Here is a 22027-nt window from a genome sequence, read left to right as displayed (position 1 = left end):
GAAAAGCCCCCGTGGCCCCAAGGTACCCAAGCCCAAAACATGGGTTAAAGGCACCGCGGTGAATGCGCATGTTTCAACGGACCGGATAATCAAGGCTGCCAAGACGAAAAGACCTTGAAAGGGCTGGCTTTTACAGCGGGTCACTTTTGGAAGGACCCAAAAGTAACCAAAAGGTCCTCGCCCCACCACTCGGCACCTCGCTTGGGCTCGGTGTGCCCGTAATCCGCCAGTGATTTGGGGGGCCGCCGCCACGCGCCATCCATGGCGCGGGGCGGCTAAACCGGCATCCCTGCCGGTTTACCCCCCAAATCCCTGTCGAATTCCGGCCAGCGTGGTTTAACGGGGCGCCCGAGATCAAAAGCAAGATCAAAAGCAGATCAAGAGCGGCTCGCTTCGCATCGTGGTTACCGCCTGGGTAGGAGCGGGTAGGATTGAGTTTCGCAAAAACCAGAAAACCCGCCGAGGCGGGTTTTCTCACAACTTACTGCACAGCAGGCGAATCAAGGCCATGTTTTTCAATCACCGTAAACACATCCGCCACATCCTGGACCATGATCCGGGCGGTATTGGCAACTGTGCGCGGGTTCGCATACCAGGAAGAATCACCCCCGGCAGACCCGAAGGTCTCCCACGCACAGCCGCCATACCGACAGGATGCATCAAACCCCACCCACCAACTTCCCACTGTCCATCCGGCGCTTATACGCACTGTCCCGACTCGCCAACCAGAAGTACAACGGCGACGTCACCACCAACCCCACCACCCACGACAAGTCCGCGCCGTTGATGTGCTGCGAAATCGGCCCCACGTACAGCGGCGTGTTCATGAACGGAATCTGCACCACGATCCCCACCGCATAGGCCAGCAGCGCCTGGGGGTTGTACTTGCCGTAGATGCCGCCATCCACGCGGAAGATCGAGGCGATGTCGTATTGGCCTTTGTGAATGGCATAGAAGTCGATCAGGTTGATCGCCGTCCAAGGCACCAGCACCACCAGCAGCACCAGCACCATGTCAACGAAGTGGCCGATGAAGTCTTGGGAGGCAAACACCGCCGCAATCGAACAGGCGGCCAGCACGATGATGGAGATCACCGCACGGCTTTTCGCGGTCGGGATCCAGCGGTAGGCGAAGGTCTGTACCAGGGTGATGATCGACAGCACCGCGCCGTACAGGTTGAGGGCGTTGTGGCTGATCACGCTGAGCAGGAACAGCACCAGCATCAACGGGCCGATGGCGCCGGTGGCGAGTTTGACGGCGTCCATGGTGTCCATGCCTACCGGCGTGGCGAGCACTGCCACGGCGCCGAAGATGAACGCCAGGCTCGACCCCAGCGCCGAGCCCAGGTAGGTGGTCCAGAAGGTGGCGGCTACCGGCACGTCGGCGGGCAGGTAGCGGGAGTAGTCCGACACGTAGGGCGCAAACGCGATTTGCCACAGTGCAGCCAGGGAAACAGTGGCCAGCCAACCGGAGATGTTGAAGCTGCCACGGGTGAGGAAATCGGTGGTCTGCACATGGGTGAAGATGTAGCCAAAGCCCAGCACGATGCCTGCGCCGAGGACCCAGGTACCGATGCGGTTGAGTACGTGGATGAAGCGGTAGCCGATGATGCCGATGATCCCGGAACCGATGGCGCCGATAACGATGCCCACCGGTACAGGCACGGCGTCCACCACACCATGCAGGGATTTACCGGCCAGCACGATGTTGGAGGCGAAGAAGCCGATGTACATCACCCCGGCAATCACCACCACCAGCAATGCGCCGAGGGAGCCGAACTGTGCACGACTCTGGATCATCTGCGGGATACCCATTTGCGGGCCCTGGGCCGAGTGCAATGCCATCAACACACCGCCGACCAAATGGCCGACAAGGATGGCGACAATGCCCCACACCAGGTTGAGGTGGAACAGTTGCACACCCAGTGCGCCAGTGACGATCGGCAACGGCGCGATGTTGCCGCCGAACCACAGGGTGAACAGGTCTCTTACCTTTCCATGGCGATCTTCCGGGGGCACGTATCCAATCGTGTGTTTTTCGATGAGCGGGGCGGAGGATGTTGCAGTGGTAACCATGACGAGCTCCAAGGCAAGGTGAGTACGTGGGCGTACTTCGCTGTGCGGCGCATGGGCACCGCTTTGTTGTTGGAGTGATCATCTGCAATGGGCGCAGGCAGGTAAATTAGTAAGTTTGTTGCTATAGACCTTAAAAAAAGTATCTCGTGAGGTTTTTTGCTCCGGTATGTTGCATGCACGTCAATGGCTTGAAAAACCGGTGTTTCTGCGCACTTGTTTGGGGCAAAAAACCACGTTTAGGGAGGTGCCGATGGCAGCCTATAACCTGCGTCAGCTCAGATATTTTGTGACCACGGCCGAATGCGGCAGCGTTGCCGAGGCGTCGCGCAAGCTGTATATCGCCCAGCCGTCGGTTTCCACGGCGATCAAGCAACTGGAAGACAGCTTTGGCGTGCAACTGTTTATCCGCCATCACGCCCAGGGCGTTTCCCTCACGCCCAGCGGCGCGCGCTTTTATCGCAAGGCGTTGGAGCTGTTGCGGGTAGCCCATGAGTTCGAACAGAACGCCCTGGCCGATAACGATGTGGTGGCCGGGCAGATTGACATCGGTTGTTTTGAAACCGTGGCACCGTTGTACTTGCCACGCTTGATCGCCGGTTTCAAGGCGCGCTGGCCGGGCGTGGAGATCCGTATCCGCGATGGCGAGCAGCAGGAGCTGGTGCAGGCGCTGACGGCGGGCAGTATCGACGTGGCGATGCTGTTTGAGCACGACCTGGGCAGCACCATCGAGACCAAGCCGCTGATGCCGCCGCAACAGCCCTATGCGTTGCTGCCGGCCGACCACCGCTTTGCCCAACAGGCCAAGGTGTCCCTGGCCGACCTGGTGCTGGAGCCGATGATTTTGCTGGACGTGTTGCCCAGCCGTACCTACTTCGTGAGCATCTTCGAAGAGCGCGGGCTGACCCCGAATATTGTATTTAGCTCGCCCTCCATCGAAATGGTGCGGGGCATGGTGGGGCGGGGGTTCGGGTTCTCGATCCTGGTGACCAAACCGTTCAGCGAGTACACCTATGATGGGCAGAAAGTGGTGTGCATTCCCTTGGTGGAAACGGTCACGGGGTCGGGGTTGTCCGCCGTCTGGCTACGCCGCGCACCCTTGACCAAACCGGTGCAGTTGTTTGTCGACTACTGCCGCGAAGAGTTGGCCCGACTACTGGGCTGAACACCAAACCCCAATGCCGATCAGTTAAGCGAACACAGTGCTCAACGCAACGAAGCTCAAAGGTGGGAGCTGGCTTGCCTGCGAAAGCGGTCGTGCAGTAACCGATGCAGTGATTGACACACCGCCTTTGCGGGCAAGCCCGCTCCCACAGGGATTTGCGCTTAACTGATCGGCATTGGGGCTGGCCCCTCCCACATAGGTGGTGCGATATCTTCAGGTACTGATAAAGCCTAGCAACCGCTGCAACATCGCATCGCAGCCATCGAGCTGCTCCAGGCTCACAAACTCATCGGGCTTATGCCCTTGGTCCATGCTGCCTGGCCCGCATACCACGGTGGGAATACCCACCGCATCGAACAGCCCGCCCTCGGTACCAAACGCTACGGTGCCGAATGCCTGCGAGTCGCAAAACGTCGCAATCAATTGCGCCGCCTGGCTGCGCTCATCCGTGACCAGCCCTGGGTAGGCCGACAACTCGGTGAACCGAATCGAACTCTGCTTGCTGACCGCCTGCATGCGCGGCAACACCTGCTGCCGCGCGTAGGCCTGCAGCTCTTCAGCTACTTCGCCCGGGTCCATGGAGGGCAGGGCGCGCACCTCAAAGTCAAAGCGGCAGTCGGCTGGCACGATATTCAAGGCCTTGCCGCCGTTGATCATGCCGGTCTGTACCGTGCTGAACGGCGGGTCAAAACGTGGGTCCTGACGCGCGCGTAGCCGTTGCCCAATGCGCCCCAGTTCACCGATCAACTCGGCGGCGTGTTCAATCGCATTCACACCCGAGGGCGCATAGGCCGAGTGGCACGCCTGGCCCTGAACATCGCAGCGCATCGCCAACTTCCCCTTGTGGCCCAGTACCGGCTTGAGCTCGGTCGGCTCGCCGATGATGCACAACATCGGCTTGACCGAACGCTGTTCAAGAACGGCGAGCAGCGAGCGCACGCCCAGGCAGCCGACTTCCTCATCGTAGGACAGGGCGATGTGCACCGGCAGGCGCAATGGCGCCTTGACCAGCGCTGGCACCAACGCCAGCACGCAGGCGATATACCCCTTCATGTCGGCGGTGCCGCGCCCGAACAGCTTGCCGTCGCGCTCGGTCAGCGTGAACGGCGGCAGGCTCCAGGGTTGCCCATCAACCGGCACCACGTCGGTATGCCCCGACAGCACGATACCTGGTAGTTCCACCGGGCCGATGCTGGCAAACAGGTTGGCCTTGCTGCGTTGCGCGTTGTAGACCAGCTCGCTGGTGACGCCAAGCCCGGCCAGGTAATCGTGCACATACTCGATCAATTGCAGGTTGGACTCGCGGCTGGTGGTGTCGAAGCCCACCAGGGTTTCCAGCAGGTCGCGGCTGCGGCTCATCGGTCGTCTCCGGCCACACCGTAGCCGGGGGAGCGGTCGGGGGCGAGGGCGCGATCGATATAGTCCTGCACCTGTGGGCGGTAGGCATCCCAGAGTTTTTGCAATTCGCCAATCGGCGCCTCGTCGGCCCAATCCACGCGCAAGTTGATAATCGGCCAAGTCAACTCGCCCACCACCACCAGCGCGGCGGAGTGCACCGGGCCGGCTTCGCCACCGGCGGCGATGGCGGCATGCATCGCGGCCAGTAGACGGTCTGCGAGCTGGCCTTCGCCCTGTTCGAAGGCCGTGACCATCGCGGTGATCACTTCAGGGGCGGCGAGCATATTGCCCGCCGCCACGCATTGCTCGCCCGATACCGCGTGATGGGTACCCAGGGTCTGACTGCCGCTGAAATGCACGCTGCGGCCCAGGTGGTCAATCGCCGTCAGTTGCCGGTACTGGCTGTAGCCGTTGCGGGTGAGCGCTTTATCGACGGCGTCGGCGGGAGCCAGGCCCTGTTCCAGCCCGTCGAGGACGTCCGGGCCGAGGGCCGGCAAGGTGATGTTCTGGGTCGACACGGCGCCCACACCGGGCCGCAGCCACGGGCAGCGGGCGCCCACGGCGATGCTCGATGAGCTGATGGCAATGCCCAGTTGGCCGGTCTCTGCACAACGGCCGACGATAGAAAAGGTCATGGCTAGCCTCCTTACTCTGGGATAACCGCGATCACATCAATTTCCATCAGCCACTGCGGCTGGCCCAGGGCCGAAACCACCAGCCCGGTGGAAATCGGGAACACGCCCTTGAGCCACTTGCCGACTTCCTGGTACACCGGCTCGCGATAGCGTGGGTCGATCAAATAGGTGGTGGTTTTGACGATATGGCTGAGGTCGCTGCCGGCTTCTTCCAGCAGTTGCTTGACGTTCTTCATCGCCTGCTCGGCCTGGGCCCGTGGGTCGCCGAGGCCGACCAGGTTGCCGTCGAAATCAGTGCCCACCTGGCCGCGTACGTACACGGTGTTGCCGGCGCGCACGGCCTGGCATAGGTCGTTGTCCAGGCTCTGGTTGGGATAGGTTTCTTTGGTGTTGAACATGCGAATGCGAGTGTGAGTAGGCATCAAAAAACTCCTGGGAAAAATGATCAGGCGCTGACAGGGGACTGGCGGGCAACCGGGGCGGCTTCGCGGTACTCAAGGTACTGACGCTGGATGGCGATATGGTCGGCCACGTATTTGGCGTCGTGCCACACGCCCCAGATAAACGACGAGCCACGCCGCGATTGCCATGGCAACCCAAGGAAGTAGATGCCCGCTTCGCTGGAGACACCGCGCTGGTGTTGCGGCTTGCCAGCGGCGTCGAAGGCGTCTACCTGCAACCAGCTGTAGTCCACGGCAAATCCGGTGGCCCAGATGATCGAAGTGATGCCAGCCTCCGCCAGGTCCAGTGTCAGGATCGGCTGCTTGATGCATTCAGCGTCGGGGAACACGCGACGTGCCTCGGGCTCCAGGGGCAGGTCGAGGCCGTTGCGCTCGATATAGGCGTCGGCCGCATCCAGCAAGGCCAGGTAGTTTTCATCACCGCGCGCCAGGTTCTCCACCAGGTTGGGTTGGAACGTTGCCACCGTGCCGTCGAAGGCGTGAGTCAGGCCGACCAGGGTCATGCCTTGCTGGGCCAGCTCGCGAAAGTCGATGGTCTTGCCGCCGTGGGCGCCACTCACGGCAATGGTGACGTGCTCGCGGCCGGGTTTCATCGCCGCCTGGTCCCACTCGCCCAATACGCCCAACCACCAGCAGAAGTCGCGGTTGCGATAGGCGCGAGGAGGGCGGTCATGGGCGCCGACCGACAGGTACACCTGGCGACCGGAACGCTGCAATTCATCGGCAATTTGCACCCCGGACGAGCCGGCGCCCACCACCAGCACAGCGCCGGCTGGCAGTTGCCCAGGGTTGCGATAGTCGGCGGAGTGGATCTGGTGCAGCGCGGTGTCTTTAGGCGCGATAGCGGGAATCACAGGCTTTTGAAAGGGCCCGGTGGCGGCTACCACGCGGTTGGCTTCGATCACGCCTTCGCTGGTGTGCACGGTAAAGCCGGGGCGCCCCTCGTTGCGTACTACTGAGGTGACGTCCACGCCGGTGCGGATCGGCGCGTTGAATTTACGGGCATAGGCTTCGAAGTAATCGGCGACGCGCTCTTTGGGTGCGAACCCATCGGCGGGGACGTCATCGAAATGCAGGCCGGGGAAGCGGTCATGCCAGGCCGGGCCGTTGGCGACCAATGAGTCCCAGCGGCCGGTGCGCCAGCGCTCGGCAATACGGCTGCGTTCCAGCACCAGGTGCGGCACGCCTTGCTTGCTCAAATGCTCGCTCATGGCCACGCCAGCTTGACCTGCGCCAACCACCAGCGTGTCTATTTTTGTTATCGCTACAGTCATGTCTCTATCCTTGCGTAATGCAGTTGGATTCAGCTCGGGCATGACGTCAAGTTAGGCGGCGGGGGGGTATTAATAAAATATTATTAAGTTGGGAAGTGAGCATAAATATCGGATGCAGAGCCGGCGAATGCCTGCCAGACAGCACATACATGCAATTCCCCACACCTGCCAACCGGCCACACTCTCCCCATCGCTCAATGCTCCGGGGAAACACCCAGCCATGGAATCAACCGCCAACACCCGCCCCGACGAAGTCGTCACCCTGGTCGTCAAGCACCGGGTCAAACCCGGCTTTGAAGTCGAGTACGAAGCCTGGCTGCGCCGCATCGTGCGCATCGCGGGCGAACGCCCTGGGCACCTTGGCGTTGACGTGGTGCGCAGCCAGCAAAACGGCATGGCGCTGTTCACTTGCGTGCTGCGCTATAGCTCCACCAACGCCCTTGAGCTGTGGCTCGGCTCCCCGCAACGCCAGGCCCTGATCGACGAAGCCGCGCCCATGCTCGCGGATGGCGACCAGACGGAAATCGGCGCGGCCAATGAATTCTGGTTCACGCCCCAGGCCGAGGGCGATGCCAAGCCGCCGCGCTGGAAGCAGGCGGTGGTCAGCCTGTTTGTGATCCTGCCGCAAACCCTGCTGCTGCCGTTTATCTGGGGGCCGATCCTGCGGTTGCACCCGTTTTTGTCCAACTACGTGGTCTCCACCTTCCTGGTCACCCTGACCATCGTGTTGCTGGTGGTGTACCTGCTGATGCCGGCGGCCACCCGCCTGTTCGCTCCCTGGCTTGAATCCTCTGTAAAGGAAACCCTATGAACGCCGATCTGATTCTGTTCAATGGCCAGTTCCACACCGTGGACCGGGAAAACCCACGCGCCACCGCCGTGGCCATCCACCAAGGGCGCTTTGTCGCCGTCGGTACCGACGGCGAAGCCATGGCCCTGCGCGGCAGCGGCACCCAGGTCATCGACCTGAAGGGCCGCACCGTGATTCCCGGCCTCAACGACTCGCACTTGCACCTGATTCGTGGCGGGTTGAACTACAACCTTGAACTGCGCTGGGAAGGCGTGCCGTCCCTGGCCGATGCCTTGCGCATGCTCAAGGACCAGGCCGACCGCACGCCCACGCCGCAATGGGTGCGCGTGGTGGGCGGTTGGAACGAATTCCAGTTCGCCGAAAAGCGCATGCCCACCCTGGAAGAACTCAACCAGGCCGCCCCGGACACCCCGGTGTTCGTGCTGCACTTGTACGACCGCGCCTTGCTCAACCGCGCAGCCCTGCGGGTGGCGGGCTACACCAAGGACACGCCGAACCCGCCGGGCGGTGAGATCGTACGCGACAGCAACGGCAACCCCACCGGCATGCTGGTGGCGCGGCCCAACGCGATGATCTTGTACTCGACCTTGGCCAAAGGCCCGAAACTGCCTTTGGAATATCAGGTCAACTCCACCCGCCAGTTCATGCGGGAACTCAATCGCCTGGGCCTGACCAGCGCCATCGATGCCGGCGGCGGCTTCCAGAACTACCCCGATGACTATGCGGTGATCGAGCAACTGGCCAAGGATCAACAGTTGACGGTGCGCATCGCCTACAACCTGTTCACCCAGAAGCCCAAGGAAGAGCTCAGCGACTTCAAGCACTGGACCGGCAGCGTCACCCTGCACCAGGGCGATGACTACCTGCGCCATAACGGTGCCGGCGAGATGCTGGTGTTCTCGGCGGCGGATTTCGAAGACTTCCTCGAACCCCGCCCGGACCTGCCGCTGACCATGGAACAGGAGCTGGAACCGGTGGTACGCCACCTGGTGGAACAGCGCTGGCCGTTCCGTCTGCACGCCACTTACGACGAGTCCATCTCGCGCATGCTCGACGTGTTCGAGAAGGTCAACCGCGATATTCCGTTCAATGGCTTGCCGTGGTTCTTCGACCACGCCGAAACCATCACCCCGAAAAACATCGAACGCGTGCGTGCCCTCGGTGGCGGTATTGCGATTCAGGATCGCATGGCGTTCCAGGGCGAATACTTCGTCGAGCGCTACGGCGCCAAGGCCGCCGAAGCCACGCCGCCGATCAAGCGCATGCTGGCCGAAGGCGTGCCGGTAGGGGCGGGCACCGATGCCACCCGCGTGTCGAGCTACAACCCCTGGACCTCGCTGTATTGGATGGTCAGCGGCCGCACCGTCGGTGGCCTGGAGCTGCACGCCGAGGGCTTGCCGCGCCTTACCGCATTGGAGCTGTTCACCCACGGCAGCGCCTGGTTCTCCTCCGAGCAGGGCAAGAAAGGCCAGATCAAGGTCGGTCAACTGGCGGATGTCGCCGCGTTGTCGGCGGACTTTTTCAGCGTCGAAGAAGAAGCCATCAAGTGGATCGAGTCGGTGCTGACCGTGGTCGGCGGCAAGGTCGTGTACGGCGCTGGCGACTTCGAAGATTTCGCACCGCCACGGGTACCGGTGCTGCCGGACTGGTCGCCGGTGGTCAAGGTGCCGGGGCACTGGCGCCCCACGTCGCCGATGCAGGCCCAGGTTCACCAGTGCAGCGGCCCCTGTGGCGTGCATGCCCATAGCCATGAAAAAGCGCGCCTTTCCAGCGTGCCGGTCAGCGACTTCCAGGGTTTCTGGGGTGCGTTCGGCTGCTCCTGCTTTGCCTTTTGAAGAACACCCCATCCCTAAAGGAGTTACCCATGACTTACAAGCGCTTGAACAAAGACGATGCTGTTGTTTTGTTGGTTGATCACCAGACCGGCCTGATCTCCCTGGTGCAGGATTTCTCCCCCAACGAGTTCAAGAACAACGTGCTGGCCCTGGCCGACGTGGCGAAGTTCTTCAACCTGCCGACCATCCTGACCACCAGCTTTGAAAGCGGCCCCAACGGCCCATTGGTGCCTGAGCTCAAAGAACTGTTCCCCGACGCGCCGTACATTCCGCGCCCTGGCCAGATCAACGCGTGGGACAACGAAGATTTCGTCAAGGCCGTCAAGGCCACCGGCCGCAAGCAAATCATCATTGCCGGTGTGGTGACCGACGTGTGCGTGGCGTTCCCGACCCTGTGTGCCCTTGACGAAGGCTTTGAGGTCTTCGTGGTCACCGACGCTTCCGGCACCTTCAACGAAACCGTGCAACAAGCCGCCTGGGCGCGTATGACCGCCGCCGGTGCACAACTGGTCAACTGGTTCTCGGTGGCTTGCGAGCTGCAAGTGGACTGGCGCAACGACATGGAAGGCCTGGCCAACCTGCTCTCGCCGCGCATTCCCAACTACCGCAACCTGATGAACAGCTACTCGGCGTTCGCTGCCAAGTAACCTGGTCGGTAAAACACCGCAAAACCCTGTGGGAGCTGGCTTGCCTGCGATAGCGGTGCATCAGTCAACAGCATTGCTGGCTGATACACCGCTATCGCAGGCAAGCCAGCTCCCACATTTGATTGTGTTCACATTTTGGTTTGTGGTGTGACCACTGACAGGCTATAAAACAGCCCATCGTCCCCTGAGAAGCGACAATGAACCCCTTCGAAGACATGCGCCTGTTCTGCCAGGTCATGGAATCCGGCAGTTTCACCGCCGCCGCCGAGCAATTGGGCTTGTCCAAGCAATTCGTCAGCCGCCGCCTGATCCAACTGGAAGACCGCCTGGGCGTGCGCTTGCTTAACCGCTCCACACGGCGCCTGGACGTCACGCCGCTGGGCCAGAGTTACTACGAGTCGGCCTTGCGCCTGCTCGGTGAGGTGGAACAAGTGGAGCAGGGCATCGCTGGCCAGAACAGCGAGCCCCGAGGCACCATTCGCCTCAGTGCACCCTTGTCGTTCGCCATGGCGCACCTGGGTTGCCTGTTGCCGTTGTTTCTGCGTCAGCATCCGCAGGTCTGCGTTGAAGTTGACCTGAGCGACCGCCCGGTGGACTTGATCGGCGAAGGCTACGACCTGGTGCTACGCATCGGCACGCTGGAAGATTCCACCCTGATCGCCCGACGGATCGCCGCTATCGAGCGGGTGTATTGCGCCAGCCCCGACTACCTGGCGTTGCGGGGTACGCCTTCGAAACCCGAGGACTTAACCACGCACGACTGCCTGCCCTACGGCCACGGCCGCCAGGTGCAATGGCGCTTCAAAGGCAAGGTGCAAGCCTTGAGCGTCAGTGGGCGCATGCGCGTCAATAACGGTGACCTGCTGCGCGATACCGCGATTGCCGGTCTGGGCGTTACCTATCTACCGACGTTCATTGTCAGCGAGGCCTTGAAGGACGGTCGCTTGGTCAAGGTATTGGAAGACTTCGCCCCAGAGGCCTTGACCCTGTCGGCCGTGTACCCGCAGCACCGACAGAGTTCACGCCCGGTGCAAGCGCTGGTGGAGTTCCTGCGCGAACGCCTCGCTAGCGGCTGCTGAACAGTTGGCGGATCAGGTTGGGCGTGCTGCCCGTCCACCGCTTGAACGAACGCCGAAAATTCGCCGCATCGTTGAAGTTCAGGTACGCCGCGACTTCCTCGTTACTCAAGCCCTTGGCCAGGTACAGGTGCAACGCCACATGCTTGCGCACCCGGTCGACCTGTTGCTGAAAACCGGTGTCGTGCCGTTGCAACTTGCGCTTTAGCGTGGCCGGGCTCATGGCGAAAATGTGCGCGGCCTGTTCCAGGCTGGGTGGTTGGCGCACATGTTCGCGCAGGTAGGCATAGAGGCAGTCCAGAAAACTTGTGGCAAAGCCCAGTTGCTCGATTTGTTCAAGGGCTTGCTGGCGCGCGACCTGGCCCGCCGTGGCCGAAGCGCCCGGCCAGTTGTGGGTGAGGTATTCACGGGGGATGCACATCATATCCAGCGGGCGTTCGAAGCGCGTGTGCTCGCCCAGATGCACCCAGTATTGCTCGACATACCGAGGTTCGGCATGGTTGAAACTGCACACCCATGGCAAGCGCTGGCCGCTGAGCCATTGGCTCATGGCAACCAGCGAGGTCATGCTGGCTTCGAGCAGAAAGCGCCAGTGTTCGCCGGCGCCGCAACTGTCCAACCAATACAGGTAAGCGTGGTGCTCATCCAGTTCCAGTTGCAGCGTAGCCAGCGGGCTGAGCAGCACTTGTTGCTGGATCAGGATGTCCAGGGCCTGATGAAGGTTCTGTGCATGCCCCAGCGCATGGCTGGCGGCGCCGTAGTAGCCGGGCAGCAGGCGTTGGCCAAACAGGAAACTGCTGTCATCGGCGTCCAGTAGTTTGCGGCTGTTGCCGATCAAGCCCAGAAACTGTTGCGGGCTCAACCGCGCGTTGCCGGCCAGGATGTCTTCGTGGAACAGGCCGGTGCCCCGCAGCAGGCGATGGCTGTCGATGTCCCGGGACAAGCCCAGGTCGATCAACGTGGCGGGTTGATAGTGACCGGGGATGAAGCGGCTGTCGCTTTCATACCAGCTGGTTTTCACGGCCATTTCAGGCGCTTTTCGCAAGGGGTTGCTTGGCCCGGGCCAGGCCCATATTCAGCCGCGTGAGCAGCTCGTGGGGGGACTCTTGCAAGGCCATTGCCACCGCCGTGGTCGCCGCCAGTTGCAGGCGTTCGCCCTGTTGCCGGGTCTTGTGGGCCAGGCTCTGCACCGCGTGTTGCAACTCCAGCGCCAGGCCCTGGGCCTGACGCTCGCCGGTATTGGGCAGCAGCACCACGAAACGATCGCCCGCCAGGCGGCACAACAGGTCTTGGCGGCGCAGGTTGAGCAGCAGCACGTGGCTGACCGCCTGTAGCACCGCATCGCCCTCGGCATGCCCGTAGACCTGGTTGATGGTGGCGAAGTTATCCAGGTCCAGGGCGAGCAACGACAGTGGTTGTTGCTGCGCTTGGCTGTCGCGCAGGCTGTCGATGAGTTGGCGCTTGAGGTAGTCGGCGCCGGCCAGGGGCGTGAGTTTGTCGAATAGCCGGTGCTCGCGAAACAACCGCTCGCGTTTTTCCATTTGCGCGCTGATCGCCAGTTGTTCGTGGTGCCAGTGATAAATGCCAATCGTCAGCAGGATCATGCCCACCGGCATTGGCCCTGACTCCAGCCAGTGGTCCCAGGACACGCTATCAGGCAGGCGGATGAATTCGTCGAGGCTGTCGATCCACCAGGAAAAAAAGATGCACGACAGCCCCAGCGCCAGGTATTGGGTGACCCGTCCGGCGGGGCGGCTTTTCAACACCAGGCCCAGCCAGATCAGCGCGAGCAGCGCCGAACCGCCTTCGCCGATGATATCCAGCCATACCCATTCGCTGACGCTCTTGAGCTCGCCGCAGGCCAGGTGCAGGAGCAGCCCGAGGTTGGCGGCGATCAGGAGCAACGCGAGTTTCCAGCGGTGGGGTTTGAGCACGGAAAACATGGCCACGGGTCCTTGGGCAAATGAGTAATGGGCGCCAGCACAGCAGATGGATGTGACGGTTGGATGACGGGCGGGGAGGGTCGAATCAGCTCATGCCCTTGGCCTATTTTTTAGCTGGACATAGAGCCCATGTGGGAGCTGGCTTGCCTGCGAAGACGGCCTGGCAGCCGGCCTCTATCTATCTGACGGTCAGCGTTCCAAATGTGGGAGCTGGCTTGCCTGCGATGGCGACCTGACAGGCGACACTGTTTATACCGAGTACATATCCATTCCTGCGGTAACGGCCACTTAGGGTTCCGCTTTTACAGCGGCTCACTTTTGAAAAGCGCAAAAGTAAGCAAAACGCTCTTGCCCCACCACTCGGCACCTCGCTTAGGCTCGGTGTGCCCGTAATCCGCCAGTGATTTGGGGGGCCGCCGCCACGCGCCATCCATGGCGCGGGGCGGCTAAACCGGCATCCCTGCCGGTTTACCCCCCAAATCACTGTCGAATTCCGGCCAGCGTGGTTTGACGGGGCGCCTAAGATCAAGATCAAGAGCAGATCAAGAGCGGCTCGCTTCGCATCGTGGTTACCTGGGCGGCACATTCGACTTCTCTGTCGATTGAACTGCCGTCTTCGCAGGCAAGCCAGCTCCCACATTTGGACTGTGGGGTGTCAGAGAGATAAGCATCGGCTGTCCGGCCGCTATCGCAGGCAAGCCCGCTTGCTCCCGCATCTGGCCGAGGTCATTTCAGCTCATTTGTACCCTCCAGAAGCCTGTAAACCCCGCTTTGACAGGCTCTGCCCGCAACCCTGTCACAGAACCGTCACGCCTCATCCCTAGCTTGCCCTCCCAGTTGCCAGGCCCTTTGCCTGGCGCCAACGGATTCTTGGGGAGGGTTTCATGTACAAGCGCACCGGGCTCGTCAGCTTTACGCTTACCGCCTTGGCTCTGGCGATAGCCTGCGAGCGGCTCAACGCCGCCGAAGCGGCCACCGAGCATGTCGATGTGGTCGGCCAAGCCGCTGCGATCGACAGCGCCCTCAAGGAGCAGCGCTCTTCCGACAGTATCAAGAGCGTGGTGCATGCCGACGGCGTCGCCCAGTTGCCGGATGAGAATGTTGCCGAGGCGGTGCAGCGCTTGCCGGGCATCAGCGTTGAACGTGACCAGGGCGAAGGCCGCTTTGTCAGCGTGCGCGGCCTGGGCCCGGACCTCAACAGCGTGACCATCAACGGCACCCTGGTGCCATCCCCCGAGAGCGAACGCCGCGCCGTGGCCCTCGATGTTCTGCCCTCGGAATTGGTGCAGTCGCTGTCGGTGATCAAGACGCTCACACCGGACATGGACGCCAACTCCCTCGGCGGCACTGTCGATGTGAAGAGCCTCTCGGCGTTCGACCACAAGGGCCTGTTCTACACCGGCAGCACCGAGGCCAGTTATGACAAGAACACGCACCAGACCAGCCCGAAATTCTCTGGCGCCGCCAGTAACCGGTTCAGCCTCGGCGACGGTATCGACAACTTTGGCGTGGCCGCGGCGCTCAGTTGGCAGAAGCGTGATTTCGGCTCGGACAACGTCGAAACTGGCGGCGCCTGGGACTTCACCAACGGCGCCCGGCTCAACGAATTCGAGCAGCGCGACTATGACATCAGCCGTGAACGCGCCGGTGGTGGCCTTAACTTCGATTACAAGCCCGATGACCTGAGCAGCTACTACCTGCGCACCCTCTACAGCCGCTACAAGGACACCGAAACCCGCAACGCCGCCAGCCTCGAGTTCGCTGACCCGCAAGCGCCCGGTGAATTGGGCGAAGCCGAGGGCAAACGCAAGCTCAAGAACCGCGAGGAAACCCAGCAAATCCAGTCCTACGTATTGGGCGGTGAACGCCTGCTCGGCCTGTGGACCTTGAGCGGCCAGGCCGGTTACAGCCGTTCCAGCGAAGACAGCCCGGGGCATATTGCCGGTGCGACCTTCGATGGCGGTGATTTTGCCCACAGCGGCTTTTACGACAAGGCCAAGCCGCGGCCCATCGTTGGTAGCGGTTTCTACGACCCTGCCAATTTCAGCCTCGACAAAGTCGACTGGGAAAAACAGCACACCCAGGACACCGAGAAAAACCTGCGCCTGGACCTGGCGCGCGACTACGACCTGCGCGGTTACGCATCCCAGTTCAAGTTCGGCGGCAAGGTCAGCCGACGCCACAAGGACAATGACTTGGAGGCCTGGGTCTACAAGGACCTGGATGAACAGGGCTTGAGCGATGAACAACTCAACCTCACGCAGTTCCAGAAGGGCAGCGTCGACTACCGTCTCGGCCGCTTTGGCCCAGGCATCAGCGCGAGCAATATCCGCCAGTTGATCGGCGGCCTCAATCGCGATGACTTCTATGACCCCACCGAATCCACGGTCAACGACTTCACCATCCGCGAAGACATCAACGCCGGCTACCTGATGAACACCGTCGATATTGACGACTGGCGCTTCATTGCCGGCATGCGTTACGAAGGGACTGAATTCGAAGCCAAGGGCACCGGCGCCACGGACGGCCAGTTCAGCGCCACCGAGACCAAGCGCCGTTATCACCATTGGCTGCCGGGCTTGCATGCGCGCTACCAGATTGACAAGAACACCCAAGTGCGCGCCGCCTGGACCAAATCGGTGGTGCGTCCGACCTTTGGCCAACTGGCCCCAGGTTTTGTGATCGACGATGACGAAGCCACCTTCGGCAACCCGGACCTCAAGCCTCTGGAGTCGAGCAACCTGGACCTGGGCATCGAACATTTCATGGGCCGTGCCGGTACCGTGTCGGCATTCGTGTTCTACAAAGACATCCAGAACTTCGTCTACAACACCGATGTCGCCGGTACCGGGGCCTGGGCCAACTTCGCCGAGGCGCACACCTTTGCCAACGGCGACAGCGCCAAACTCTATGGCCTGGAGTTGGCCTACTCACAGAAGTTCGACTGGCTGCCTGCGCCATGGAACGGCCTGATGATCGGTGCCAACAGCACCTTCAGCCGTTCCAGCGCGGACATCGAGGGCTTCGACAGTGCCAGCGGGCGCAATCGCAAGCGCAATATCAGCCTGCCCAACCAATCGGACACGGTCGGCAACCTGATGCTCGGTTGGGAAGACGACACCCTCAGCCTGCGCCTGTCGGCCAATTACAAATCGGCCTATTTGTACGAGTTGGCGTCGATCAATGACAAGGCCCATGACCTGCACGTCGACGCGCAAACCTTCGTCGATTTCAGCGCGCGCTACTCACTGACCAAGAACCTGCAGGTCAGCTTCGAGGCACAGAACCTCACCGACGAGTCGTACTTCGTCTACACCGGCCACCGTAGCTACAACGGCCAGTACGAAGAGTACGGCCCCACCTACAAGCTGGGCCTGACATTCACCCATTTCTAACGATAACGCGTGCATCCTGAAGGATTTGTCTGTTCATGAGAATTTCCAAGCTGTGCCTGCTGGTCGTACTGGTTAGCAGCGCCAATGCGTTCGCCACTGACCTACCGTTGACCCCGTGGGCACCGAGCCTTAACGCCCAAGCCGTTGCCTTCCTGCCCGGCGGCACCCAGCGCGTAGCGGCCAGTGCCCGCGACGGCCTGCTGCTGCTCGACGATAACGGCGTCGAACTGGCCCGCTTCAAAGGCCGTTTCAGCAGCCTCGACACACGCACTGCCGGCACTCAATCGCTGATCGCCAGCCTCGACAACGACCGCCAGCAGGCCTTGCTGATCGGCCTCGATGGCGCCGGCAAAACCTGGGGTACGCCGCTGTACCTGCCGCCCCGCGACTTTGCGGTAAACAGCCTGTGCCTCTATCGCGATGCGACGGCCAACCTGTTTGTGTTTCTGGTCGGTGAAGAGGGCAAGGGCGAACAGTGGCTGGTGGGCAATGGTGCGACCCTGTTGGCCCAGGCGCAGCGTGTTCGCAGCCTGCCACTGCCGCCATCGGCGCAATACTGCCAAGTGGACGATGCGACCGAGCGATTGGTGGTGAATGAGCAAAACGTCGGCTGGTGGGCCTACCCGGCGCACCCGGAAGCCGAGGTGAAGCGCACGCCCGTGGCGCTGTTCGACGATCCCCAGCGCGAAGCCGGCGTCATGGCGCTGGTGCCGGGCGGGATGCTCGCGCTGGACCCGAAAACCGCGCAGTTGTACCTGTTCCAGCAAGTCGGGGAGCGTTGGGTCGGGCAATCCAGCCTGGCCTTGCCGGGCCTCAAAGAACCGGAGCAACTGGCGATACAGGGCCGGCAGGTGCTGGTGCGGGACGACAACAGCGGCCAGCTCTATCAGGGCCGTCTCGACTGGCAAGCCACGCCGGTGCCGGTTGCGCCGATACTTGCCCAAGTCGCTGCACTGCGCCAGACCGAACCCGTGGGTCGCCAGGGCGACGCGGCGGATGACCCGGCCATCTGGATTCACCCGGAAACACCGGCCAAAAGCCGTGTGCTGGGGACCAACAAGAAACAGGGCCTGCTGGCCTACGATCTCGACGGCAAGCTGCTGCAGGAACTGGCAGTGGGGCGCCTGAACAATGTCGACCTACGCCCAGGCTTCAAACTGGGTACGCACACCGTCGACCTGGCCGTGGCGAGTAACCGCGACCGCAACAGCTTGAGCCTGTTCAGCATCGACCGTCAGAGCGGCGAGCTGCGTGAAGCCGGTGAGGTCTCCACGCCACTCAAGGACATCTACGGCATCTGCCTGTACCAGCCCGCCAGCGGTGAGCTCTACGCGTTCGCCAATGACAAGGATGGCACCTTCCTGCAATACCGCCTGAGTGCACCGGCTGGCCGTGTGCAGGGCGAGTTGGTGCGTCAGTTCAAGGTCGACAGCCAACCCGAGGGCTGTGTGGCCGATGACCAGCGCCAACGCTTGTTTATCGGTGAGGAAGATGTCGGCGTGTGGGCGATGGATGCCCGTGCCGACCAACCGGCCATGCTCACTTCGGTGATCAACGTCGGCCCGCAACTGCATGCGGATGTCGAAGGCCTAGCGCTGTATCAAAGCCCCGCACGGGATTACCTGGTGATCTCCAGCCAAGGCAATGACAGCTACCTGGTGCTGGACGCCGAGCCGCCATTCGCTGTGCGCGGCGCCTTGCGCGTTGGCCTCAATGCGGCCGCCGGCATTGATGGCGCCTCGGAAACCGATGGCCTGGAGGTCACTGCCGTCAACCTCGGCGGGCCATGGAGCCAAGGCATGCTGGTGGTGCAGGACGGGCGCAAGCGCATGCCCGAGCAAGCCCAGAACTTCAAGTTCGTGCCCTGGGCCGAGGTGAGCCGTGCGTTGAAATTACCCTGAGCTGTCATCACGCAGTCATCCGTTTTTAATCGAATAGGAGCTTCACCATGCACGCGACGATGGAACATATGACGATCTGGAGCTTGATCAGCGACGCCAGCCTGTTGGTCAAGGCTGTGATGGTCACTTTGCTGCTGGCGTCCTTGCTCAGTTGGTACCTGATCATTCAGCGCAGCAGTGTGCTGCGTGGTCTGGAACGCCAGCTTGAGGGCTTCCTGGCGCGCTTTCGCGTGGCGTCGGACCTGCAACCCTTGTATCGCGAAACCGTGCAGGCGGGCGAGGGCGGTGTGGCGCCGATCTTTATTGCCGGCATGCAGGAATACCAGCACTTGCACCACCACGATCCGGCAGTGCTCGAGGGTGTGGAGCGCGCCTTGCAGGTAGCGATCACCGAGCAGGAGCTGGAGCTGGAAAAGGGCTTGCAGTTTCTGGCCACGGTGGGGTCGGTCAGCCCCTACATCGGCCTGTTCGGGACCGTGTGGGGCATCATGAATTCGTTCCTCGGCTTGTCCCAGGTGCAACAGGCCACCCTATCGACCGTGGCACCGGGTATTGCAGAAGCCTTGATTGCCACGGCCATTGGCCTGTTTGCGGCGATTCCGGCAGTGGTCGCCTATAACCGCTTTGCGGCACGCAGCCAGACCTTGCTCACGCGCTACTACGCTTTTGGCAATGAGCTGCAAGTGCACCTGCACCGCACACTGCGCGGTACCTCGAACAACCTGGCCGTGGCCGCCTGAACAAGGAGCAAAGCGATGTTGATCAGGCCGCAACGCAAGCACGGGCCCAAGGCCGAGATGAATGTGGTGCCCTACATCGACGTGATGCTGGTGCTGCTGGTGATTTTCATGGTCACCGCGCCCATGCTCACCCAGGGCGTGAAGATCGAACTGCCCAAGGTCGCCGCCGAGGCGTTGGCCACCGATACGCGCCAGCAGATCCTGACGTTATCGGTGAAGGCGGACGGTGGCTACTACTGGAACCTGGGGGGCGAACTGGATACCCGCCAGCAGACCGACAGCGCGGTGACCCTGGAAGAAATGAGCGCCAAGGTCATACAGGTGGTGGCGGCGCGCAGCGATACCCAGGTGTATATCCGCGCTGATGACAATGCCGGTTATGGCCGTGTGGTGGCGGCCATGGCGGTGCTGCAGAAGGGCGGCATCAGCAATCTTGGGCTGGTGACAGAGGCCCCACAATGACGGTGATGATCATGCACAGTCCGGCACTGGCCTTGGCGCCTGACAGCGATGGTTTCTGGCGTAAAAGCCTGGCAGCGAGCCTGGCCGTGGCGCTGCATGGTGCGGTGGCAGTGGCGTTGATGCTGGGCTGGTCAACGGAGCGACCGGGGGTGCCAGCGCCACGGGTGATGCACACGCAGTGGGTGGTTTTACCCGCGCCGGCGCCTGCGCCGACACCTGAACCCGTCGCTGCCGCACTGCCAGAACCTGTTGCCATCCCGGTACCAACCAAACCGACGGTCGATCCGCAGGTCCAGGCGCAAAAGCTCGAGAAAGCCGCGCTGGCGCGCAAGCGGGTGGAAGAAAAGAAACTCGAGCAACAACAGCAGCGCATGGCGACCGAGCAGCGCAATCAGGCGTTGGAACAGCAGCGTCTGAGTCAGGCGCGTGCTGCTTCGGAAAAAGCCCGAGCCGCCGTGCCTGTGCCTACCCCTGCATTCGACAGCCGCCAGTACCAGCCCTTGAGCAAGGCCGCCCCCGACTACCCCGAACGCGCCTTGGACAAGAACATCGAAGGCGACTGTTCGGTGGAGTACACCGTCAACACCCAGGGCCACGTGGAAAACCCCAAGGTGCTGGACGGCTGTCACCCGTTGTTCATTCGGCCCTCATTGGCGGCGGCCAATACTTTTCGCTACCAGCCGAGAATCGTCGATGGCAAGGCTGTTGCCGTACCGGCAGTGCGCAACACCTTCCACTACCGCATCAAATGAGCTTCTCCAGCCACCTCCCCAAAACCTGTGGGAGCTGGCCTGCCTGCGATAGCGGTGGCTCAGTTGAATATTCAGTGACTGACACACCGCCTTCGCGGGCAAGCCCGCTTCCACAGGGGATCTGTGCCAGGCGCTGATTTTGTGGGCAATACATGACCAATGTGGGAGCTGGCTTGCCTGCGATAGCGGTGGCTCAGTTGAATATTCAGTGACTGACACACCGCCTTCGCGGGCAAGCCCGCTCCCACAGGGGATCTGTGCCGGGCGCTGATTTTTTGTGGGCAATACATGACCAATGTGGGAGCTGGCCTGCCTGCGATAGCGGTGGCTCAGTTGAATATTCAGTGACTGACACACCGCCTTCGCGGGCAAGCCCGCTCCCACAGGGGATCTGTGCCAGGCGCTGATTTTGTGGGCAATACATGACCAATGTGGGAGCTGGCTTGCCTGCGAAAGCGGTGGCTCAATTGAATATTCAGTGACTGACACACCGCCTTCGCGGGTAAGCTCGCTTCCACAGGGGATCTGTGCCAGGCGCTGATTTTGTGGGCAATACATGACCAATGTGGGAGCTGGCTTGCCTGCGAAAGCGGTGGCTCAGTTGAATATTCAGTGACTGACACACCGCCTTCGCGGGCAAGCCCGCTCCCACAGGGGATCTGTGCCGGGCGCTGATTTTGTGGGCAATACATGACCAATGTGGGAGCTGGCTTGCCTGCGATAGCGGTGGTCCAGTTGAAGATTCAGTGACTGACACACCGCTTTCGCGGGCAAGCCCGCTCCCACAGGGGATCTGTGCCGGGCGCTGATTTTTTGTGGGCAATGCATGACTAGTGTGGGAGCTGGCTTGCCTGCGAAAGCGGTGGCTCAGTTGAATATTCAGTGACTGACACACCGCCTTCGCGGGCAAGCCCGCTTCCACAGGGAATCTGTGCCAGGCGCTGATTTTGTGGGCAATACATGACTAGTGTGGGAGCTGGCTTGCCTGCGATAGCGGTGGCTCAGTTGAATATTCAGTGACTGACACACCGCCTTCGCGGGCAAGCCCGCTCCCACAGGCGATCTGTGCCGGGCGCTGATTTTTTGTGGGCAATACATGACTAGTGTGGGAGCTGGCTTGCCTGCGAAAGCGGTGGCTCAGTTGAATATTCAGTGACTGACACACCGCCTTCGCGGGCAAGCCCGCTTCCACAGGGGATCTGTGCCAGGCGCTGATTTTGTGGGCAATACATGACCAATGTGGGAGCTGGCTTGCCTGCGAAAGCGGTGGTCCGGTTGAAGATTCAGTGACTGACACACCGCCTTCGCGGGCAAGCCCGCTTGTATGCTAGGACTTGTATGCTAGGACTTGAAGGGAGGAGAAGGGACAAAGCCCGATTCTGACTGTTGACGCAGTACAGACCGTGGGAGATTTCGCCCCTCCTCCTTTCACCCAAGCGCCGATAAAGAATGCATCTGGC

General features: G+C 61.6%; 17 protein-coding genes and 1 pseudogene. 10 read left to right on the top strand and 8 right to left on the bottom strand.

The annotated features are described in order from the left end of the window. Positions 1-481: 481 nt before the first annotated feature. Positions 482-577 (bottom strand): annotated as a pseudogene (locus JMV15_RS28500) (fructose-bisphosphate aldolase); the annotation flags it as partial. Between the two features lie 82 nt (positions 578-659). Further along, on the bottom strand, positions 660-2075 hold the full coding sequence (locus JMV15_RS27220; protein ID WP_038449879.1) for a purine-cytosine permease family protein: 1416 nt from the start codon (positions 2073-2075) through the stop codon (positions 660-662). A 250-nt stretch (positions 2076-2325) separates the two neighbouring features. On the opposite strand from JMV15_RS27220, the gene JMV15_RS27215 reads away from it, so the two are divergent. Next, on the top strand, positions 2326-3237 hold the full coding sequence (locus JMV15_RS27215; protein WP_038449881.1) for a LysR family transcriptional regulator: 912 nt from the start codon (positions 2326-2328) through the stop codon (positions 3235-3237). A 213-nt stretch (positions 3238-3450) separates the two neighbouring features. Here the strand turns inward: JMV15_RS27215 and argE are convergent, their stop codons facing one another. From argE to JMV15_RS27195, 4 genes are read right to left on the bottom strand one after another with little or no spacing between them, the layout of a single operon-like run. Next, positions 3451-4596 (bottom strand): acetylornithine deacetylase, encoded by a 1146-nt coding sequence (gene argE / locus JMV15_RS27210; protein ID WP_069868380.1) that lies wholly within the window; start codon positions 4594-4596, stop codon positions 3451-3453. Then, complete coding sequence (locus JMV15_RS27205) at positions 4593-5270, bottom strand: DUF1028 domain-containing protein (protein ID WP_014718153.1); 678 nt, start codon at positions 5268-5270, stop codon at positions 4593-4595. Before JMV15_RS27205 ends, argE begins: the two co-directional genes overlap by 4 nt. Before the next feature lie 11 nt (positions 5271-5281). After that, positions 5282-5692 (bottom strand): RidA family protein, encoded by a 411-nt coding sequence (locus tag JMV15_RS27200; protein WP_014718154.1) that lies wholly within the window; start codon positions 5690-5692, stop codon positions 5282-5284. 23 nt (positions 5693-5715) lie between these two features. Beyond that, positions 5716-7047 (bottom strand): flavin-containing monooxygenase, encoded by a 1332-nt coding sequence (locus JMV15_RS27195; RefSeq protein WP_161981182.1) that lies wholly within the window; start codon positions 7045-7047, stop codon positions 5716-5718. Positions 7048-7225: 178 nt separating this feature from the next. Here JMV15_RS27195 and JMV15_RS27190 point away from each other — a divergent pair, with 178 nt between their 5' ends. From JMV15_RS27190 to JMV15_RS27175, 4 genes are all read left to right on the top strand, one after another. Next, a complete protein-coding gene (locus JMV15_RS27190) occupies positions 7226-7816 on the top strand; it encodes an antibiotic biosynthesis monooxygenase (RefSeq protein ID WP_201491967.1) in 591 nt (196 codons plus the stop codon). Further along, on the top strand, positions 7813-9651 hold the full coding sequence (locus JMV15_RS27185) for an amidohydrolase (RefSeq protein ID WP_014718157.1): 1839 nt from the start codon (positions 7813-7815) through the stop codon (positions 9649-9651). The genes JMV15_RS27190 and JMV15_RS27185 overlap by 4 nt, the downstream gene beginning before the upstream one ends. Before the next feature lie 29 nt (positions 9652-9680). Further along, positions 9681-10298: an isochorismate family cysteine hydrolase YcaC gene (gene ycaC, locus JMV15_RS27180; RefSeq protein WP_003191905.1), complete on the top strand. Its 618-nt coding sequence runs from the start codon at positions 9681-9683 to the stop codon at positions 10296-10298. A gap of 197 nt (positions 10299-10495) precedes the next feature. After that, complete coding sequence (locus tag JMV15_RS27175) at positions 10496-11377, top strand: LysR family transcriptional regulator (RefSeq protein ID WP_014718158.1); 882 nt, start codon at positions 10496-10498, stop codon at positions 11375-11377. Here the strand turns inward: JMV15_RS27175 and JMV15_RS27170 are convergent. Beyond that, positions 11364-12401: an AraC family transcriptional regulator gene (locus JMV15_RS27170; protein ID WP_014718159.1), complete on the bottom strand. Its 1038-nt coding sequence runs from the start codon at positions 12399-12401 to the stop codon at positions 11364-11366. The two genes, JMV15_RS27175 and JMV15_RS27170, sit on opposite strands and share 14 nt — an antisense overlap. A gap of 1 nt (position 12402) precedes the next feature. Beyond that, a complete protein-coding gene (locus tag JMV15_RS27165; RefSeq protein ID WP_014718160.1) occupies positions 12403-13317 on the bottom strand; it encodes a GGDEF domain-containing protein in 915 nt (304 codons plus the stop codon). Between the two features lie 884 nt (positions 13318-14201). Here JMV15_RS27165 and JMV15_RS27160 point away from each other — a divergent pair. Genes JMV15_RS27160 through JMV15_RS27140 form a run of 5 tightly spaced genes read left to right on the top strand, consistent with a single transcriptional unit; the run spans position 14202 to position 20567 of the window. Continuing rightward, a complete protein-coding gene (locus tag JMV15_RS27160) occupies positions 14202-16712 on the top strand; it encodes a TonB-dependent receptor (protein WP_038449890.1) in 2511 nt (836 codons plus the stop codon). A gap of 35 nt (positions 16713-16747) precedes the next feature. Further along, positions 16748-18613 carry a phytase gene (locus JMV15_RS27155; protein WP_038449892.1) on the top strand — a complete coding sequence of 622 codons (1866 nt, stop codon included), beginning with the start codon at positions 16748-16750 and terminating at the stop codon, positions 18611-18613. A 47-nt stretch (positions 18614-18660) separates the two neighbouring features. Beyond that, positions 18661-19353 carry a protein TolQ gene (gene tolQ / locus JMV15_RS27150; RefSeq protein ID WP_038449894.1) on the top strand — a complete coding sequence of 231 codons (693 nt, stop codon included), beginning with the start codon at positions 18661-18663 and terminating at the stop codon, positions 19351-19353. 15 nt (positions 19354-19368) lie between these two features. Beyond that, entirely contained in the window at positions 19369-19815 is a 447-nt protein-coding gene (gene tolR / locus JMV15_RS27145; protein WP_038449895.1) for a protein TolR, read from the top strand. Next, positions 19812-20567, top strand: a complete 756-nt coding sequence (locus tag JMV15_RS27140; RefSeq protein ID WP_014718166.1) for an energy transducer TonB — start codon at positions 19812-19814, stop codon at positions 20565-20567. The genes tolR and JMV15_RS27140 overlap by 4 nt, the downstream gene beginning before the upstream one ends. Positions 20568-22027 lie beyond the last annotated feature (1460 nt).

Origin of the sequence: Pseudomonas paracarnis (assembly GCF_904063055.1) — a bacterium.
GTDB lineage: Bacteria > Pseudomonadota > Gammaproteobacteria > Pseudomonadales > Pseudomonadaceae > Aquipseudomonas > Aquipseudomonas paracarnis.
The sequence above is the reverse complement of the archived record's forward strand: the minus strand, read 5'-3'. Positions and strand labels throughout refer to the sequence as shown.

What these genes read in the sequence shown, in the direction of transcription:
- JMV15_RS27220 (WP_038449879.1), bottom strand. Translation starts at nt 2,075, where the DNA reads ATGGTTACCACTGCAACATCCTCCGCCCCGCTCATCGAAAAACACACG.
- JMV15_RS27215 (WP_038449881.1), top strand. Translation starts at nt 2,326, where the DNA reads ATGGCAGCCTATAACCTGCGTCAGCTCAGATATTTTGTGACCACGGCC.
- argE (WP_069868380.1), bottom strand. Translation starts at nt 4,596, where the DNA reads ATGAGCCGCAGCCGCGACCTGCTGGAAACCCTGGTGGGCTTCGACACC.
- JMV15_RS27205 (WP_014718153.1), bottom strand. Translation starts at nt 5,270, where the DNA reads ATGACCTTTTCTATCGTCGGCCGTTGTGCAGAGACCGGCCAACTGGGC.
- JMV15_RS27200 (WP_014718154.1), bottom strand. Translation starts at nt 5,692, where the DNA reads ATGCCTACTCACACTCGCATTCGCATGTTCAACACCAAAGAAACCTAT.
- JMV15_RS27195 (WP_161981182.1), bottom strand. Translation starts at nt 7,047, where the DNA reads ATGCCCGAGCTGAATCCAACTGCATTACGCAAGGATAGAGACATGACT.
- JMV15_RS27190 (WP_201491967.1), top strand. Translation starts at nt 7,226, where the DNA reads ATGGAATCAACCGCCAACACCCGCCCCGACGAAGTCGTCACCCTGGTC.
- JMV15_RS27185 (WP_014718157.1), top strand. Translation starts at nt 7,813, where the DNA reads ATGAACGCCGATCTGATTCTGTTCAATGGCCAGTTCCACACCGTGGAC.
- ycaC (WP_003191905.1), top strand. Translation starts at nt 9,681, where the DNA reads ATGACTTACAAGCGCTTGAACAAAGACGATGCTGTTGTTTTGTTGGTT.
- JMV15_RS27175 (WP_014718158.1), top strand. Translation starts at nt 10,496, where the DNA reads ATGAACCCCTTCGAAGACATGCGCCTGTTCTGCCAGGTCATGGAATCC.
- JMV15_RS27170 (WP_014718159.1), bottom strand. Translation starts at nt 12,401, where the DNA reads ATGGCCGTGAAAACCAGCTGGTATGAAAGCGACAGCCGCTTCATCCCC.
- JMV15_RS27165 (WP_014718160.1), bottom strand. Translation starts at nt 13,317, where the DNA reads ATGTTTTCCGTGCTCAAACCCCACCGCTGGAAACTCGCGTTGCTCCTG.
- JMV15_RS27160 (WP_038449890.1), top strand. Translation starts at nt 14,202, where the DNA reads ATGTACAAGCGCACCGGGCTCGTCAGCTTTACGCTTACCGCCTTGGCT.
- JMV15_RS27155 (WP_038449892.1), top strand. Translation starts at nt 16,748, where the DNA reads ATGAGAATTTCCAAGCTGTGCCTGCTGGTCGTACTGGTTAGCAGCGCC.
- tolQ (WP_038449894.1), top strand. Translation starts at nt 18,661, where the DNA reads ATGCACGCGACGATGGAACATATGACGATCTGGAGCTTGATCAGCGAC.
- tolR (WP_038449895.1), top strand. Translation starts at nt 19,369, where the DNA reads ATGTTGATCAGGCCGCAACGCAAGCACGGGCCCAAGGCCGAGATGAAT.
- JMV15_RS27140 (WP_014718166.1), top strand. Translation starts at nt 19,812, where the DNA reads ATGACGGTGATGATCATGCACAGTCCGGCACTGGCCTTGGCGCCTGAC.